The organism is Diplocloster modestus (assembly GCF_019042245.1).
In the GTDB taxonomy this organism is placed as follows: domain Bacteria; phylum Bacillota; class Clostridia; order Lachnospirales; family Lachnospiraceae; genus Diplocloster; species Diplocloster modestus.
The window spans coordinates 330,084-346,176 of sequence record NZ_JAHQCX010000005.1; the positions used below are offsets into that span (position 1 = coordinate 330,084).

17 protein-coding genes and 1 tRNA gene are annotated in these 16,093 nt (G+C 47.5%); 3 read left to right on the forward strand and 15 right to left on the reverse strand.

The genetic code is table 11. The features are described 5' to 3' along the window. Positions 1-447: 447 nt before the first annotated feature. The 12 genes from rpsR to KTH90_RS10220 form a co-directional block, all read right to left on the reverse strand. On the reverse strand, positions 448-711 hold the full coding sequence (gene rpsR / locus KTH90_RS10165; RefSeq protein ID WP_158351242.1) for a 30S ribosomal protein S18: 264 nt from the start codon (positions 709-711) through the stop codon (positions 448-450). Positions 712-752: 41 nt separating this feature from the next. Continuing rightward, entirely contained in the window at positions 753-1,208 is a 456-nt protein-coding gene (locus tag KTH90_RS10170) for a single-stranded DNA-binding protein (RefSeq protein WP_158351243.1), read from the reverse strand. Between the two features lie 30 nt (positions 1,209-1,238). Continuing rightward, positions 1,239-1,526, reverse strand: a complete 288-nt coding sequence (rpsF, locus tag KTH90_RS10175) for a 30S ribosomal protein S6 (protein WP_158345649.1) — start codon at positions 1,524-1,526, stop codon at positions 1,239-1,241. 127 nt (positions 1,527-1,653) lie between these two features. Continuing rightward, a complete protein-coding gene (locus KTH90_RS10180; protein ID WP_158351244.1) occupies positions 1,654-1,836 on the reverse strand; it encodes a DUF951 domain-containing protein in 183 nt (60 codons plus the stop codon). After that, positions 1,837-2,568, reverse strand: a complete 732-nt coding sequence (locus KTH90_RS10185; RefSeq protein WP_238726745.1) for an NAD-dependent protein deacylase — start codon at positions 2,566-2,568, stop codon at positions 1,837-1,839. A 110-nt stretch (positions 2,569-2,678) separates the two neighbouring features. Beyond that, positions 2,679-3,554 carry a class B sortase gene (gene srtB / locus KTH90_RS10190; protein WP_158351246.1) on the reverse strand — a complete coding sequence of 292 codons (876 nt, stop codon included), beginning with the start codon at positions 3,552-3,554 and terminating at the stop codon, positions 2,679-2,681. Positions 3,555-3,808: 254 nt separating this feature from the next. Continuing rightward, positions 3,809-3,882, reverse strand: a tRNA-Met gene (locus tag KTH90_RS10195). 241 nt (positions 3,883-4,123) lie between these two features. Continuing rightward, on the reverse strand, positions 4,124-6,409 hold the full coding sequence (locus KTH90_RS10200; RefSeq protein ID WP_238726746.1) for a hydratase: 2,286 nt from the start codon (positions 6,407-6,409) through the stop codon (positions 4,124-4,126). Positions 6,410-6,602: 193 nt separating this feature from the next. Next, on the reverse strand, positions 6,603-7,775 hold the full coding sequence (locus KTH90_RS10205) for an ArsA family ATPase (RefSeq protein ID WP_158351248.1): 1,173 nt from the start codon (positions 7,773-7,775) through the stop codon (positions 6,603-6,605). Positions 7,776-7,819: 44 nt separating this feature from the next. Beyond that, a complete protein-coding gene (locus KTH90_RS10210; protein WP_158351249.1) occupies positions 7,820-8,167 on the reverse strand; it encodes a hypothetical protein in 348 nt (115 codons plus the stop codon). Positions 8,168-8,249: 82 nt separating this feature from the next. After that, complete coding sequence (locus KTH90_RS10215; RefSeq protein ID WP_158351250.1) at positions 8,250-9,422, reverse strand: ArsA family ATPase; 1,173 nt, start codon at positions 9,420-9,422, stop codon at positions 8,250-8,252. A 130-nt stretch (positions 9,423-9,552) separates the two neighbouring features. Continuing rightward, entirely contained in the window at positions 9,553-10,044 is a 492-nt protein-coding gene (locus tag KTH90_RS10220) for a MarR family winged helix-turn-helix transcriptional regulator (RefSeq protein ID WP_238726747.1), read from the reverse strand. A gap of 190 nt (positions 10,045-10,234) precedes the next feature. Between KTH90_RS10220 and KTH90_RS10225 the strand changes: the two genes are divergently transcribed. From KTH90_RS10225 to KTH90_RS10235, 3 genes are all read left to right on the forward strand, one after another. Then, positions 10,235-11,149, forward strand: coding sequence for a LytTR family transcriptional regulator DNA-binding domain-containing protein (locus tag KTH90_RS10225; protein ID WP_158351252.1), 915 nt, complete (start codon positions 10,235-10,237; stop codon positions 11,147-11,149). A 160-nt stretch (positions 11,150-11,309) separates the two neighbouring features. Continuing rightward, the gene (locus KTH90_RS10230; RefSeq protein ID WP_158351253.1) at positions 11,310-12,152 is read left to right on the forward strand and encodes an ABC transporter ATP-binding protein; all 843 of its coding nucleotides are present in this window, start codon (positions 11,310-11,312) and stop codon (positions 12,150-12,152) included. Then, positions 12,149-12,874 carry an ABC transporter permease gene (locus KTH90_RS10235; protein ID WP_238726748.1) on the forward strand — a complete coding sequence of 242 codons (726 nt, stop codon included), beginning with the start codon at positions 12,149-12,151 and terminating at the stop codon, positions 12,872-12,874. The genes KTH90_RS10230 and KTH90_RS10235 overlap by 4 nt, the downstream gene beginning before the upstream one ends. A 119-nt stretch (positions 12,875-12,993) precedes the next feature. Here KTH90_RS10235 and KTH90_RS10240 read toward each other — a convergent pair whose 3' ends face one another. The 3 genes from KTH90_RS10240 to KTH90_RS10250 form a co-directional block, all read right to left on the reverse strand. Beyond that, positions 12,994-13,560: an RpiB/LacA/LacB family sugar-phosphate isomerase gene (locus tag KTH90_RS10240; RefSeq protein ID WP_158351255.1), complete on the reverse strand. Its 567-nt coding sequence runs from the start codon at positions 13,558-13,560 to the stop codon at positions 12,994-12,996. Positions 13,561-13,698: 138 nt separating this feature from the next. After that, positions 13,699-14,721, reverse strand: coding sequence for a LacI family DNA-binding transcriptional regulator (locus KTH90_RS10245; RefSeq protein WP_158351256.1), 1,023 nt, complete (start codon positions 14,719-14,721; stop codon positions 13,699-13,701). Between the two features lie 201 nt (positions 14,722-14,922). Next, the gene (locus KTH90_RS10250) at positions 14,923-16,011 is read right to left on the reverse strand and encodes a PucR family transcriptional regulator (protein ID WP_158351257.1); all 1,089 of its coding nucleotides are present in this window, start codon (positions 16,009-16,011) and stop codon (positions 14,923-14,925) included. Between the last annotated feature and the right edge of the window lie 82 nt (positions 16,012-16,093).

A 16,093-nucleotide genomic window follows, 5' to 3' on the forward strand; every position in this document is an offset into this window, starting at 1 on the left:
CACAGGCGGATCTTCTAATAACCTCCGCCATCCATATATATAATATTCATCAGTCTGCACAATGCGAATTCTGATAAACTGTATTATATCATTTTTTGAAAGATTATGGAACCCTTAAGATTTTCTTTAGCCGCCTTAAGGTTTAAGAGGGGGCTGGCACCTTTCGGCAGTAAAGCAGAACATTCAGGCAGCTGCATTGAGAAAGGGGCCTGTCCCCGGATGTTGGTCTGCTCTAGGGAAAAAGACGCCTGTTTCCCGGGATATTGGTCTGCGCGAGAGATAATAACGCCTGTTTCCCCGAATGTGGGACGATTCCAGTCGGCATCCGGGGACAGGCCCTTTTCTCCACGCAGTTGCCCGAAGGCTTCGCCTTGCTGCCGAAAAGTGCCAGTCCCCTCCCATAATGCCGGCTCAAAAAAGGGCCGCCCTTCGGGCAGCCCATTATTTTTAATCAACCGTATACGGCATCAAAGCGATATGTCTTGCTCTCTTGATCGCAACAGTCAGAGCACGCTGATGTTTTGCACAGTTGCCGGTAATTCTTCTGGGAAGAATTTTACCTCTTTCAGAGACATATCTTTTTAATTTGTTTATATCCTTGTAATCGATCTCGTTGTTCTCTTTACCACAGAACACGCAGACTTTTTTTCTTCTGCGGCCGCCGCGTCTCTTCATCGGACCGCCCTGGCCATCAGGTCTGTTATATGCCATTTTTCATTACCTCCTATCAGATTAAAAACCGCTCAATTTCATTAGTTAAACGGCAGCTCCTCATCAATTCCATCCGGAATATTCATGAAGCCGTCACCAACCGCCTGGCTGGGTTCGGGTCTGCCCCCATCCTGAAATCCACCTGCTTGAAAGCCCCCTGCATTATTTGCACTGGAGTTTTTGCTTTCGGCGAATTCAATGTCGTCCGCAATGATCTGTACGGAGTAAACTTTTTCACCGTTTCTGTTCGTATAATTGTCGTTCTGAACCCGGCCGCTTAACAGCATACGCATTCCTTTATGGAAATAACGCTCTACGAACTCGGCCTGTTTGCCGAATGCAGTACAATTAAAGAAATCCGTATCGGTATCGCTGTTACGGTTGAACCGGCGGCTGACAGCCAGTGAAAATCTGGCGATCGCCATGGAGTTTTCTCCACCGGAATACCGAACTTCAGGATCTCTGGTTAAATTCCCCATTAAAATAACTTTGTTCATACTGACTCCTCCTATATGTGCACAGTCGTCTTACTCACCCTGTTTTACGCACAAATAGCGGATTACATTTTCCATGATCCGGATACGTCTCTCGATCTCTGCCGGAGCATCAGAATCCGCCTCAAACTGGATAAAGTAATAGAAGCCTTCTCTCATCTTCTGGATCTCATAGGCCAGTCTCTTCTTGCCCCATTCATCCACTTTGGTAATGGTGCCGCCGAAGCGTTCTACGTACCCTTTGATCTTTTCGATGGTAGCGACTCTCTCTTCGTCTTCAATCTTTGCAGTTAAGACGACTGCCAATTCGTACTTGTTCATGTGTTCTTACACCTCCTTATGGTCTTTGGCTCCCTGTCAGAGCAGGGAACAAGGATTAAATCATCAGTTCCTTACGGAACGAATAATATATCACGAGCTACTATAATAGCACAGATTGTCCGTGATTTCAAGGTTTTTTGCGAAGATCTTTCGTGTTTTTTTCCACTATTTTCCTGGCGATCATGATCTGATGTCCGCATCCCATACATTTCAGCCGGAAATCCGCTCCCACCCGGAGAATTTCCCACTCCTGGCTGCCGCAGGGATGCTGCTTCTTCAGTTTTACGATATCTCCCACTTCGTAGTCCATCTATCTGCCTCCATGCGCCTGTATCTGACTCATAATCTCTCCGATGCTGCCCTGTACCAGCAGATCCGCCTTATCATCCATGCCGGTGGGCGCCTTATTGATCAGGACCAGCTTATCGCCCCTGTAATAATCGATGAGGCCGGCCGCCGGGTATACCACCAGAGACGTACCGCCGATGATCAGGATATCCGCTTTTTCTATATATTTTACCGCTTTCGAAAGGATCTTCTGATCCAGACCCTCTTCATATAAAACAACATCCGGTTTAATCTTGCCGCCGCACTCACAATGGGGCACCCCCTCAGATTGTGTTACCGCCTCAACCGGATAGAACCGTCCGCAGCGGGAGCAGTAATTGCGCAGCACGCTGCCGTGCAGCTCCAGCACCTCCCTGCTGCCAGCCTTCTGGTGAAGGCCATCGATATTCTGGGTAATCACCGCCCGTAATTTTCCCGACTGCTCCAGTTCGGCCAGCTTCCTGTGGGCCTCATTTGGCATGGCATCCAGATAGAGCATCTTGTTCCGGTAGAACCGATAGAATTCTTCCGGCTTTCTCTCATAAAATGTGCGGCTCAACATCGTTTCAGGCGGATAGTCATACTCCTGATGATAAAGACCGTCCACACTCCTGAAGTCGGGAATTCCGCTTTCGGTTGAGACCCCGGCGCCTCCGAAAAATACGATATTGTCACTGCTGTCGATCCACTCCTGCAATGTTTGGATAGTATCCATGATTTCCTCCTTGCGTGCGTTTTTCCGCACAAACGGATATCCCTTTTCCGGCGCCACGTCATGCATGCCCTTTGGTCGGTCCTGCAGAGCTGCCAGCCCTGCCGTTCCTGCTACAGCCTCTTAGCGTGAACCACAAAACGCACTTCCTTGTCTTTTGTACAGGTGGACAGGCTGACAATTTTATCATCCGATGTCACAGCCACACCGGTATCATACAGAGATAAATCTTTGATCGTCTGAAGGTACGAAGCGTAACTTTCTTTGGAGCCAAATCCGTTGGTGTAGGTCTCGGACTCCGGCTCCGCCTCATGGCAGGAGAAGATCTGATACATGTAATCCCCCTGGGGCGTGTAGATCCAGAAGAACTGGTTCGCCTGATAATATGATGGGTCCTTATATTTTTTCAGCAGCCCGAACATGGAACCGTTTTTCATGTTATGTCCATAGATAAAGGTGTTATCATCCTGGAAATCGGAGTTGTTTGTATATTCCACAAAGATAGAGCCCACACTGTTCCTGGTGTTTTTCACCGTATGGGTCAGGTAATAATCATTGTCTCCTGTCTGAACCACCGGATAATTAATATCAATATTTTCAAATTCAATCCAGCCCACGATATCTGAATTAATGGCCTTCAGCTCGTCAAAGCTGGCTCTTGAAATGGTCTCGGTCAGGGGCTTCTCTTCCCCCACATCCGCCGCGATCCCCCCGGAAGCTTCGATGGGTTTGGGTTCCGGCTCCTCTTTGGCAACAAACTGCTCCAGGTCTTTGTATTCGTCGCTTCCCTGTTTGTACCCCACGAATATGGAGACCAGCTGCCAGGCGGCAAACAAAAATACCAGCACAGAGACCGCAAGCACTACCTTGCTGGCGGCTGACCACCCTTTGCTGCCCTTCTTTTTGGGAGAAGGTTTTTGAGATTTATGCTCCTCTTCTCGTTTTTCTCTTACTTCCTTTATATCATCATCAAGATCCAGAATGTCCATAAGGCTCTCCTTTCCTGCCGTTACTCATTAGTTTCTATGCAGCCATGGTAAATCTTTTCTCATCAAATATACCACATCTTCTTCCATATTAAAATAGGTTACGGGCTACAATCTAGAATTTTCCAGGGGGGTGGATTCTCAGACGGAGGATATAAAAAAGGCCGGGATATGAGCGAAGCGAAGCTTTTTTTATTTCATAGGAGCACTTTTTCCTCTGAAATAAAAAAACAGCCTGTGGATAGGCTGTTTTGTAGTAGCGGGGGTAGGATTTGAACCTACGACCTTCGGGTTATGAGCCCGACGAGCTTCCAGACTGCTCCACCCCGCGTCACTTGATGCTTTATTAGTATAGTACGTTTCATTGGTAATGTCAAGTTTATATCTTTTGACAATATTTAATTGACCGCATATATCTTATTATATGCAAGAATTTCAGGAATTATTCCTGATTTTCTGCTTGTCAGAAAATACATCAGGGACAGGCAAATTCAATCCCCCATTTATAAAATCCCTAGCGGTTACGGGGGGGACCGCAGCTTAGCATTGATTTGTACCTGTCCCTTTTAAGGTCAGCCCCTGTAATAATTGATCAGGCAGCCTTTGAGAATGATGCTCCTCTCGTCGTCGGTAAGCTCACCTAACTTTAATTCGAATTCTTTCAGGCCGCCGCTTACAACGTAGGCTTTTAGCTGTCCTTTCTTCCGCTCTATCACTTCACGGATGCCGGGTATGAAGAGATAGTCTCCGTTTTTGAAGGGGAGATCGCCCTTTTCGATCAGGAAGGGCAGCATACCCCAGTTGATCAGGTTGGACCGGTATCTCTTGGTCGCGTATTCATTGGCGATATTGGCCCATCCGCCCAGTACTTTCTGGCAGGATGCCGCCTGTTCTCTGGCGGAGCCGTCACCGGGTTTTACGGCAAAGATGGTACTTCCAACACCGACATTTCCCTCGCCCACTTCAGGATATTGGGTGTGGATCGCTTCGAAGACGGGTTTTAGTTCTTCCAGCGCGTCCAGCGGACAGGTGCCGGCTTCGATGGCTTTTTGCGCCTTCTGGACTTCCTTGGCGCGCCCCACATAGGCGGGATCCTTTCTGGAAAGGGTAAACTCGGCCAGGCCCAGAGGGTTGGAACGGTAGGATGAGGTCTCGCCGGAGGGGATCAGTTCATCGGTTGTCGTTACCGGATCGTGGATTTCGGAAACCACTTTTAATACCATATTTTCAGGCAGCGCAGACATGGCCGGCCAATCCTTGATGTTTGGGCCGAACTTGATCTCGACGGAGGGATCTGCCACTCCATGGCTGTCAAAGATTCTGTTTTTATAGATCGTCTTGTCAAAATGATATTTCGGCCCGCGGTATTCCACATCCAGCTCTGTTGCCGCAGTCAGGTAACCCTGATTCGCCGCCGTCGCTGCGATGGAACGGGCATCCATCAATGCTACGGAAGAGATCTGTCCGCTCTGCAGCTTGGACCCCTCTCTGTTGGGGAAATTACGGGTGGTATGACGAATGGAAAATCCGTTGTTGCAGGGCGTGTCGCCCGCTCCGAAGCAGGGACCGCAGAACGCAGTTTTCACGATGGCGCCGGTCTCCATCAGGTCGGCAATACAGCCGTTGCGCACCAGCTCCATATAGATCGGCGTGCTGGCCGGATATACACTCAGCGTAAATTCATCGGCTCCGGTACTTCTGCCGCGGACAATATCCGCCGCATCGCAGATATTTTCAAAGCCGCCGCCGGCGCATCCCGCAATGATTCCCTGATCCACATATAACTTCCCGTTCCGTACCTTATCCCTTAATTTAAACTCCACGGCACCGTCCAGACTTACCAGCGCCTTCTTCTCACATTCTTCCAGGATGTCCATCAGGTTGGCGTTTAATTCCTCTATCGTATAGGTATTACTGGGATGGAACGGCATGGCGATCATGGGCTTCACCTGGCTGAGATCTACATAGACGCACCCATCATAGTATGTCACGGATCCGGGATTCAACTCCTTATACTCCTCCACCCGTCCATGGATATCATAATACTCTTTTACCTTCTCATCCGTCTTCCAGATCGAAGACAGGCAGGTAGTTTCCGTCGTCATAACATCAATACCGATCCGGAAGTCCACACTCAGCTGATCCACACCGGGCCCGACGAATTCCATAACCTTGTTATTCACATAGCCGTTGCCAAACACTTCTCCGATAATAGCCAGCGCCACGTCCTGGGGCCCAACACCTTTATTCGGTGTTCCCGTCAGATAAACTGCCACCACCCCCGGCATATTAATATCGTAAGTCTTATTCAAAAGCTGTTTCACCAGCTCCGGTCCGCCTTCTCCCATAGCCATGGTGCCAAGCGCCCCATAACGGGTATGGCTGTCCGATCCCAGAATCATCTTTCCGCCGCCGGAAAGCATCTCCCGGGCATACTGATGGATAACCGCCTGGTGAGGGGGAACATAAACGCCGCCATATTTCTTAGCGCAGGTCAGACCAAACATGTGGTCATCCTCATTAATCGTACCGCCCACCGCGCACAGGCTGTTATGGCAGTTGGTCAGCACATAAGGCACCGGAAATTTCTCAAGCCCGGAAGCCCTCGCCGTCTGAATGATTCCCACAAAAGTAATATCATGCGAAGTCAGCTTATCAAACTTAACCTGCAGCTTTTCCATATTTCCCGAAGTATTATGATCCTTCAGAATCCCATAAGCCATCGTTCTGGCAGCCGCCTCTTCCCTGGTCACCGACTGTCCATACTTATTCTGCAAAACCGCTGCGGCCTGCGGGCCATCCTCAACCAATTCGGTCCCATTTACCAGATAAACACCGCTGTCATAAAGTTTTACCATAAAAACATATCCTCCTTCAACACGTTAAAAAACGCTTATTTTCAAAATACAAAAACAAATCAAAAATATATCCGCCCCTCCCAAATCCGGAAAAGCGGGCCTGAAAGCCATTTCGCCTCCACGACCATCTAACATTATACATCATTCTCCTATAAAACGCACCAAAAAAATAATCCCAGCCCCGCTAGTAAACTTACGGACAAGCCTCCTCAAATTTAATCACAAGATAATCATCCCTATACTGGGCCGAATGGATCGGAAGATGCCGGCACTCCAGCGGAAGCGGAAATCTTCGGGTCTCGTTCCTTACACTTAAGATTAGTTCTTCCTCGCTTTGTTTCAGATCCAGGTCCCCTTTGTCCGCAAAAGGCAGGAAGATCCTTATGGTTATACAGCCAGGTTCTTTTTGAAGGTGAAATATCTCTTTCCGGAAAAAAATGTCTGAGGGATCGGCGTCCTGGAATAACTGACGGCCGAGAACCAGAAGTTCTGGAATGGTGCGCGCCTCTTTTGGCTGCAGCTCCAGTTGGAAACGAGGGATTTCCGAGAAGCTTTGCCTGATTTCCCGGAGGCCTTCTTCCTGGTGTTCGATCCACTTGCTGAAGTAGCCTTCCATGGCCTGGGCGGGATAGATTCTGTTGATAATGACGGCATCAACATTATAGTTGAACAGGTAAAGACAGGTGAAGGTCCGTCTGGTCTCCTGAATAACTATTTTTTCAGGAGTGGTTACCAGGCGGATGCTGAGCGTTTCTTTGTCTAACAGCAGTCTTTGAAGACGCTGCATTTTGTCCATTAGGTACTCAATATCATCGAATACGCTGTCCGGGGGCATTGGGATTTTTGTGATTTTTTCTATGGCCGGCCCTGCGATTTTGGCGCTCTTTCGCTTAAAGGGAAGAATCTTTTCCATAAAAACGGACAGCATCTCCGGATATTTCAGAAGGGAAAGTGTCTCTCCGGTGGGAGCGCAATCTACAATCAGGGCATCATAGGTGTTATCTTCATAAATATCCAGGATGCGGAACATGGCAAATAGCTCTTCCAGACCCGGAAATACCAACAGTTCTTCTACCTCGATCCCTCCTTCCCCTTTTATGGTCAGCATTCTCTTCAGGTAGCTTCTCAGATGTCCCCAGCTTCTTTCGTTTTCGAGCAGGGTGTCGATTTCCAGGGCATCCAGATTTTCCTGTATTTTGATTATTTCTCTGCCTATTTTTTTGTCAAATGCGTCTCCCAGGCTATGCGCCTGGTCCGTACTCATGATCAGCACTCTTTTCCCTGACTCTGAAAGCCTCAGGGCGGTGGCGGCGGCCACTGTGGTCTTTCCAACTCCGCCTTTTCCTGTATAGATGATAATCCTCATCTTCAGAACCTCCTCGTTCTCTGTTCGTTTTAGACATTTATTGACTAGTCTTCTATATGAATCTTCCTTACACTGCCGGATTCCTGGGCCTCCCCCTGTCCGTCCGGTTCCTTTTGCATATGGGATGGAGGGGCCGCAGGCCTGGTTTTATCATGTTCCCAGGGCGCATATGGTCCAAAGGGCTTAGAATCGGTGCAGGTATGGGCTGCCGCCGAAATGATGGTGTTCATAAGCTCTGCCCTGCATGAGGCCAGGCTTTCGGAAACCAGCGCTTCCAGCTCTTTGCCTATGGCTTCCAGGTGGAGAGATGCCTCTTCCGGTAGCAGCGCCTTCATTGCCAGCCATTCATAGTGTTTTGCTTCTTTTATACGATCTGTTCTGCTTTTATTCATATTTCCTCCGTGATGTGCATTATTTTGCACATATAGGTATGGGTGAGCATCCCTTTGTTCAACCGTTCCTCCGTGATGTGCATTATTTTGCACATTCCTGCCTGAATCTAAGCCGGAGCTTCCCGTCTTCTAACTTGGCCGAGGTGATCATATAGGTCTTCAGCGCATTTGGCAGAGGAATATTCCTCTTATAGTTACCCAGACGTATCACTGCTTCCGTCTCTGTCTGATAGACATCCAGTTCTTCTTTCCGGGCATTCGGTATGAAAACGGTCAAAATATACCCATCGTCCACCTGCTCAAACTGTTCCCGTCTAACCTGTATGGAAGATTCAAACACTTCTTTCCCCGACAGTGCGTCCTTGCAGATCCGCTCCACTGCCTTTGTCCCCCTTACTTCCTCTTCATACCATGGAATAGAACAGAGGGGAATCTCTCTAAAGCTCTCTTCCAGCTGAGTAATATATTTTTTCTGAATTTTCAACCACTCGTCAAAGAACGGATTACCGATGTCCGCTGGAATTACCCGGTTGATATACAATCCATCCACGTTAAAGTTATACAGATTCATGTACATATAGTTTCGCTTTGTCTCTTCCACCACCATTTTTTCAGGTATGGCCACCAGCCGTATGCTGGTGGTATTCCTGTCTTTTAAGAGTTCCTGGAGCTGGATCAGTTTCAGATACATACGTTCGATATCGGTCATGGCCTGCCGGTTCGGAAGCTCCAGTTCAAACAGCCGCTTTGAGACCGGCGACAGTACCCGCATCGCCACTTTTCCCATCGGAAACAGCTTCTCCATGTACCAGGAAAGCAGCTCTGGGAATTTTAGCAGTGACAAGGTCTCTCCGGTCGGCGCACAGTCTACGATAATCCTCTCATAGGCACCTGTATCCCGGATTTCCGCGATCTTTAAAAGGGAAAACAGTTCTTCCATTCCGGGAAGCATTCCGAAGTCTTCCATACTCTTACCGCTGCTGTCTGGCAGCATTTTACCGATGCATTCCATGATATCCCAGAAATCCTGTTCCATTACATAATTGGGATCTATCTCATAGAGATCCAGGTTCTCCCGCTGACACACCGGTTCTTTTCCCAGCTTCACCTCAAATACATCTCCCAGATTATGCGCCATATCTGTACTGACCAGCAGCGTACGCTTTCCCTCCCCGGCGCTTAAAACCGCGTGCGCAGCTGACACACTGGTTTTTCCTACACCGCCTTTTCCTGTAAAAATATAAATTCTGCTCATCCTGCACCTCCTGATATCATTGAGAAAAATTCAGATTTCGTTTGTCGTTGTGCTCTAACTAGTTCTGCAATTGAATATTTCGAATCCCGAAGTATAGGTTTCAGCAAAAGGGTCCCTATTCATAGACCCTTTAACTGATTGGTATTTTCCTTACTTTACGTCTTTGCGTCTGTTTCTCTTTTTCTTCCTTCATAACTATCTTTAACTTATCCATCATGCGGAAAAATAGGTTCAACTCCTCTTGGCTGAAGTTCTCCAGCACTTTTGTACCATAATACATAATCTCGTTTATGATGGCCAGTATCTGTTCCATCCCTTTTGTGCTCAGCTGAATCGTCACAACCCTTTTATCTTCCTCACTGCGGACTCTCAGAACGATTCCCCGTTTCTCCAGCCTGCCCACGATGCCCGTGGCAGTGTTCAACGGCACATTCATATACTCCGCCGCCCTGGTCATGTTCACTTCCTTCTCCCGATACAGCAGCCATAGCAGGAACAGCTCATTTTTGGAACAATCCAACAGGATGTTCTGCCAGATCTCCGGAGCCAGAAGCTCCTTCACCTCGTCCACAAATGCCGCAATATTCTGTTCTAGTTCCTGTCCTGTCTCATTCTTCCTCATCGCCGCCACCATTTACTTCTTTATTCGAACTATTTTAATTCTACACCCGAACTAATTGTCTGTCAACCTTTCCCGCACATCCATCAGTATTCTTTCCACTTAATGTCAAATAAAATCTCCGTTCCACACTGTACAAGGCCTGTATCTTATAGTATGCTTCTCTTAATCAAATGATAAAGAAGGTATCGGAATGACCCCTGCTATACAGGAAGCGATCGAAGTTCTTCTGAACCATTCGGACACTTACGGCTGTCTGCATATAGAATGTAATCAGGAGATTATGGATGAATTATTTCTATATATAAAGGAACACATGCACGGCAAAAACGCGGCGTACATCACACTTCAGGAGAAGGGATATGAGAGGGATACCGTTCGCAGTTATCTGCGTTTTTTTCACGAGCTTTTCGGAGAAACCCGGGATCTGGATACGGTGATGGAAGACTTCGGCCTGCTGGGCTTATCCCGCCGGCGGATGAGGGACTTAAAGCCAGGGGAATGCATGAAGACGCACCTGGCCCGTATCAGTATGCAGAGAGCGGAGTTTTGTTTCCTGGAAGAGCCGCTGCTGAATCTGGACGAGGACGGAACGAAGAAAGTTCTGCACTGGGTGGATGAGCAATGTGACAATGGCGTTTCTTTTATTACCGCTCATTCCTCTCTTCGTCATACCCTTCTAATGCCTGGAACCGCTTTTTATTATGAAAACGGAACTTTTCACCAGGTAGAACATGAGGAGGATTCCGGCACCTGTGAGGAGGATATATTCGAAATATTAAAGATTCCGGCCAAATCCGGGAGCCGGGTTCTGTTCTTTGATCCAAAAGACATTGATTATGTGGAAAGTTCAAACAAAAATAATTATGTATCCGTCCGGGGCGAGCTTTTTCTGGTGCAGAGCACGATGGATCAGCTGGAAGAAAATCTGAAAAAATCCGGTTTTTTCCGCTGCCACCGATCTTATCTGGTAAATCTGCAGAAGGTGGAACGGTTTGAGAAATGGACAAAGAACAGTTATGTCCTGGTTTTAAATAATCAGGCCAAAAGCCAGGTTCCACTATCCAAGGGGCGGCTGGCTGAATTAAAAGAAACTTTCCACTGGTAGCTGTTTATCCCTTTTCTTCTCCATTCGTCCATCTGCATGCTCCATTCGTCGGATTACAGGCTCTTTCGGTCATCAAAAAACGCTGTCCGGTACGAAATACTTGTAATCATTTTCAGATATGGCATAATGGTAAAAAACTTAACAAAGGAGACCTGAAGTTATGGAAGAAATGATTTTTCTGGAAAATGTCAGCCTTCATTTCGGCACCACATTTTCTCTGGATCATATCAGCTTCTGTGTGAAGCCCGGTGAGGTGTTCGGATTCCTTGGGCCAAGCGGCGCCGGTAAAACTACCACGATCAAATTATTAACACGGCAATTGCAGAAAGAGGAAGGGATCATCCGCGTCCTGGGCAAAGACATCCGCTCGGTCACCCGGGATGATTATGACCGGATCGGTATCCTGTCCGATACCAATGGACTCTACGAGCGGATGACGATTGAAGAAAATCTGCTGTTTTTTGCCAGGATCCGAAATGTATCCAGGCAGGATGTGGAGACCCTATTAAAAAGGATGAATCTGGTCGAAACCCGAAAGACTTTGATCAAGAAATGTTCCAAAGGAATGCGCCAGCGGACTGTACTGGCTGCCGCCATTTTACATAAGCCCGCGCTTTTATTTCTGGATGAGCCCACCAGCGGCCTGGATCCAGCCAATATACATGAGGTTCATATGATGCTACAGGAGTTGAACAAAAGCGGTACCACTATCTTTTTGACCACCCATAATATGGAAGAAGCCGACAAACTCTGTAATCGGATCGGTATCCTGAATGAAGGCAGATTAATCCTCACCGGCTCACCGGAAGAGCTGAAGCTTAAGTTCGCTCAGGATCAGATCCAGGTTCTCACCAAAGATAAAGAACGGCTTACCTTTTCCAAGGACAGGGAGGGCGCCCAAAAAATTATGGAACTCATTTCATCCGGCCAATGCCTGACGATCCATTCCCAGGAGCCGAATCTGGAAGAAATCTTTTTACAATTGACAGGGAGGGGACTATGATGAATATCTCACTACGCAAATGGAATGCTTTATTTAAAAAAGATCTCTCTGATTATCTGAAAAACCCGGCGATGTTTATCTGTAACCTGATCCCGTTAATGTTCGTCGTTTTATATAACTTTCTGCCCCTCGATATCAGCGGAGACAAGTCCCTATTTTTATTGACCATCGGTATGCTGCTGAATTCCTGCATGTGCGCGATCGTGGTTCCATCCACGTCGATTGCGGAGGAAAAGGAAAAATATACGCTGCGCACCCTGATTCTCTCCAATGTGAGCGCGGCCGAGTTCTATTTGTCAAAGATCTGCATGGGCATCGTCATCACTATGGCGGGGAATCTCCTGGTTTTCCTGTTATCCAAAACGGAGCTCACTTATCTGCCGGCTTATCTGCTGTTCACCTTCCTGGGAACCCTTTGTCTGGTCATGTTAAGCGCGGTCATCGGTTCTGTCTGCAGGGACCAGATGAGTACCAGCATTCTGCAGGTACCCCTTATGCTGGTGCTGCTGATTCCCTCCATGTTCTCCGGGGCGTTCAAACTGTTCCGCTATATTTCTTACATTTCGCCCATAGACGCCTCATTGCAGCTCTACTATAATGCGGTGAAGGGCGAGCTGTTTTCCGGGAAATCAGCGGTCCGGCTCTGTATCATCGTGGTCTGGGTGATAGGCGGGTCCTTATTATTCAGCTTTATATATAAAAAAAGAGGCTTCGATAATTAAGCACTCTGCTGCGGAGCGTTTTTTATATCATGATTGCAAGCAATCATGGTACCCTCCGGGGATGCACACTCTTTCCTATAACTATGAAATTAAAACAGCGGGCCGCCGGCCCGCTGCTCTTATTCTGGTTTATCCATCAAAGAGAGCTCCACATCTCCCATTCTCTTCACTTCAAAACCATTTTTCTTAAACTCTTCATAATCGAATGCATCCAGTTCGTCACAGGCCAGTTTATGGAATTCATAGAAATTCGGCCACCACTCATAGCCGTCTCCCAGATTATGGGTCAAAAAGGCCTCCGCGATCTCTTTCCCCATCTGAGGCGCCACGTAAAATGCTCCCATAGCCAGGACATTCACACCGTTACCGGTTATCGCCCGCAATGCGGCCGGTACGCTCTCCACCACCCCGGAGAACACGCCCGGGCATTTGCTGGCCGCGATATGGATCCCCATACCGGTACCGCAGAAGAGCAGCGCACGCTCATATTCCCCCTCCGTAATCTTAGCTCCAGCTTTGAGACCGATCCGGTGGAACATTTCCGGATCCTCCTCGTCCGCTGATTTTACGCCGATATCGGTGACTTTCCAGCCTTTACTTTTTAAATACTCCACAACTGCTTCTTTCAAGGGAAATCCTGCAAAATCCGCTCCTACCAACACATACTTGTCTTTTACTGTTTTCATTCTCATTCTCTCCTTTTTATATTTATTTAGCTCTCATTCAAACGTTTTAACGACCAGGATACCTTCTCTAACCTTTTCCCTCCAATCCTATTATTCTTTTCCCATCATTCAAACGTTTTAATGCCTATTATAATAACTCTAGCAAGATTCCCTGATTATAAGCTCCTGCTGTAGAGTAACATTTTCCACAATACCGTCCTCAATCCTGGCTCTGGTCATCCGCCAAAGTTCTTTCCCCAGCAGCTCTCTATCCTGATTCACAGTCGTCAGTCTGGGATGCACAAAACCCGCTATCGGCAGATTATCATAACCCACCACCCCAAAGTCTCCCGGCACCTGATAACCTGCTTCCAAAAACGCCCGCAGCATCCCGATCGCCAGCAGATCAGAGGAAGCCAGGAAAGCCTCCGGAAGTTCCTCTTTCTTGTATCCCTGCAGTAAATCTTTCGTAAACTGATATCCGGCCCGCATATTATCCAGGCAAAGCTTTTCCGATATAAATACGTGCTCCTGCCGGAATTCATATCCATGAGCCCCAAGCACCTTTTTGTACCCTTCAAAGCGGTCCTGCAAGTTGGTCAAATCCAGTTTTTCCGAAATAAAACCAATCGACCGGTATCCTTTCTCCTTTAACATAGATACGACCTGATCTAATATCTTTCTATTATCATATTGAATATAAGGGATCTTACGCCCTTCCATCCGCCGGTCCGCCAGTATCACAGATATTCCCTGCCGGGTCAGTCTGTCGATCGCCTCTTCATCGTCGTGTCCATTCACAACCACTACCGCGTCCACATTATTCTGCACCAGGCTCTCCAGTTCTTTTTTCTCCCGTTCCGTAGAATATTCATAGCCCAAAATCAGAACCGTATAGCCATCCGCATCCGCCATCTCCATAAATGTACTGGCCACCTGTGAATAAAAGCTGTTGTTCAGGTTCGGTATCATCAGCCCGATCATCCTGCTCTTCTTGGATCTCATATATCTGGCCATTGGATTTGGTTTATAATCAAGTTCCCGTACAGCCTCCCGCACCCGTTCCGTAGTCTCCGGCGATATGGGCGCCGTCCCGTTTATCACATGGGATACCGTACCGATCGTAACTCCCGCCCTCACAGCTACTTCTTTAATTGTAGTCCGTCTCCCTGTCTTAGCCATCTTTCCAGTATCCCCTGTGCGCGTTATCTGATCCGTTGTCCCCGGCCAATACCCCAGCTAAAATCAAGCCCCGGTCCAGCACTCGTTAAAACGTTTTCATATATTTTAAATATATACTTTTCCAAGCCAAAAGTCAAGATTTCTGCTCCTGTTTTCCGCCTATTTTTCATCCCGTCCCCCATAGGAACTAATATAATTCGGCTAATAATCCAGGCTGTCCATATAATTCATATAGCTGACCACCATCAGCGCGATCTTGAAAGTCAGCGCGTCATCAAACACCCTGATATCTAATCCGGTGCTCTTCTGAAGCTTTTCCAGCCTGTAGACCAGAGTATTCCGGTGAACATAGAGCTGGCGTGCCGTCTCAGAAACATTCAGATTATTCTCAAAGAATTTATAAATGGTAAATAATGTTTCATCATCAAACGTATCCGGCATCTCATCACCGAATACCTCTTTCATAAACATCTCACACAGCGGCAGCGGCAGCTGATAGATCAACCGGCCGATTCCCAGCGTGCTGTACGCGACGATACTGCGTTCCGCATAGAAGATGCGTCCCACGTCCAGCGCCATCTTTGCCTCTTTATAAGACTTGGATAGTTCTTTGATATCGCTGACGATCGTACCATAGGAAACCCGGACCTGGGTCATCGCCTCCGTATTCAGCATATCTACCAGAATTTTAGCTGTATTGTTCAATTCATCCACACCGTCATTTTCTTTTAACTCTTTGACCAGAATGATATTCTTCTCGTCCACGGCCGTTATAAAATCCTTTGTATTTACCGCGAACAGGTTCTTAACTGTTTCCAGTGCGTTGTTATCCTTCTCATATTTGGTCTCTATCATGAACACCACCCGGCGTGCTTCTATAGCAATATGAAGCTTTTTGGCCCGGTTATAGATATCCACCAGCAGAAGATTATCCAACAGCAGATTCTGAATAAAATTATTTTTATCAAAACGTTCTTTGTATGCCACGATCAGATTCTGGATCTCGCTGACCGCGATCTTTCCAATCATATATACATCCTCGCCGGCACCTCTGGCGATCAGTGTATAGCTGGCCTGTCTGTCGTCCATTACTTTAAAGAAATGATATCCCTGAATCTCCTGGCTGTCCGCCTGTGACTCCGCAAAGCTTTCAGCCGCCTCTTTCAGAAAATCCTCTAATTCACAAGTGGTGGCCACCGGCATGCCGTCCAGATCCATCACACATAAATCAACTCTTGTTATTGCCTTCAATTCGTCTATCGCTGATTGTACAACCTGATTTGATATCATAGTTAACTCCTTTCCCTGCGATTACCCGGCTCTCCCGCCCTTACAACTGCCTGTGGAGAGTATTTCGCAATATCGTTGCTAG

What these genes read in the sequence shown, in the direction of transcription:
- rpsR (WP_158351242.1), bottom strand. Translation starts at nt 711, where the DNA reads ATGGCATATAACAGACCTGATGGCCAGGGCGGTCCGATGAAGAGACGC.
- KTH90_RS10170 (WP_158351243.1), bottom strand. Translation starts at nt 1,208, where the DNA reads ATGAACAAAGTTATTTTAATGGGGAATTTAACCAGAGATCCTGAAGTT.
- rpsF (WP_158345649.1), bottom strand. Translation starts at nt 1,526, where the DNA reads ATGAACAAGTACGAATTGGCAGTCGTCTTAACTGCAAAGATTGAAGAC.
- KTH90_RS10180 (WP_158351244.1), bottom strand. Translation starts at nt 1,836, where the DNA reads ATGGACTACGAAGTGGGAGATATCGTAAAACTGAAGAAGCAGCATCCC.
- KTH90_RS10185 (WP_238726745.1), bottom strand. Translation starts at nt 2,568, where the DNA reads ATGGATACTATCCAAACATTGCAGGAGTGGATCGACAGCAGTGACAAT.
- srtB (WP_158351246.1), bottom strand. Translation starts at nt 3,554, where the DNA reads ATGGACATTCTGGATCTTGATGATGATATAAAGGAAGTAAGAGAAAAA.
- KTH90_RS10200 (WP_238726746.1), bottom strand. Translation starts at nt 6,409, where the DNA reads ATGGTAAAACTTTATGACAGCGGTGTTTATCTGGTAAATGGGACCGAA.
- KTH90_RS10205 (WP_158351248.1), bottom strand. Translation starts at nt 7,775, where the DNA reads ATGAGGATTATCATCTATACAGGAAAAGGCGGAGTTGGAAAGACCACA.
- KTH90_RS10210 (WP_158351249.1), bottom strand. Translation starts at nt 8,167, where the DNA reads ATGAATAAAAGCAGAACAGATCGTATAAAAGAAGCAAAACACTATGAA.
- KTH90_RS10215 (WP_158351250.1), bottom strand. Translation starts at nt 9,422, where the DNA reads ATGAGCAGAATTTATATTTTTACAGGAAAAGGCGGTGTAGGAAAAACC.
- KTH90_RS10220 (WP_238726747.1), bottom strand. Translation starts at nt 10,044, where the DNA reads ATGAGGAAGAATGAGACAGGACAGGAACTAGAACAGAATATTGCGGCA.
- KTH90_RS10225 (WP_158351252.1), top strand. Translation starts at nt 10,235, where the DNA reads ATGACCCCTGCTATACAGGAAGCGATCGAAGTTCTTCTGAACCATTCG.
- KTH90_RS10230 (WP_158351253.1), top strand. Translation starts at nt 11,310, where the DNA reads ATGGAAGAAATGATTTTTCTGGAAAATGTCAGCCTTCATTTCGGCACC.
- KTH90_RS10235 (WP_238726748.1), top strand. Translation starts at nt 12,149, where the DNA reads ATGATGAATATCTCACTACGCAAATGGAATGCTTTATTTAAAAAAGAT.
- KTH90_RS10240 (WP_158351255.1), bottom strand. Translation starts at nt 13,560, where the DNA reads ATGAAAACAGTAAAAGACAAGTATGTGTTGGTAGGAGCGGATTTTGCA.
- KTH90_RS10245 (WP_158351256.1), bottom strand. Translation starts at nt 14,721, where the DNA reads ATGGCTAAGACAGGGAGACGGACTACAATTAAAGAAGTAGCTGTGAGG.
- KTH90_RS10250 (WP_158351257.1), bottom strand. Translation starts at nt 16,011, where the DNA reads ATGATATCAAATCAGGTTGTACAATCAGCGATAGACGAATTGAAGGCA.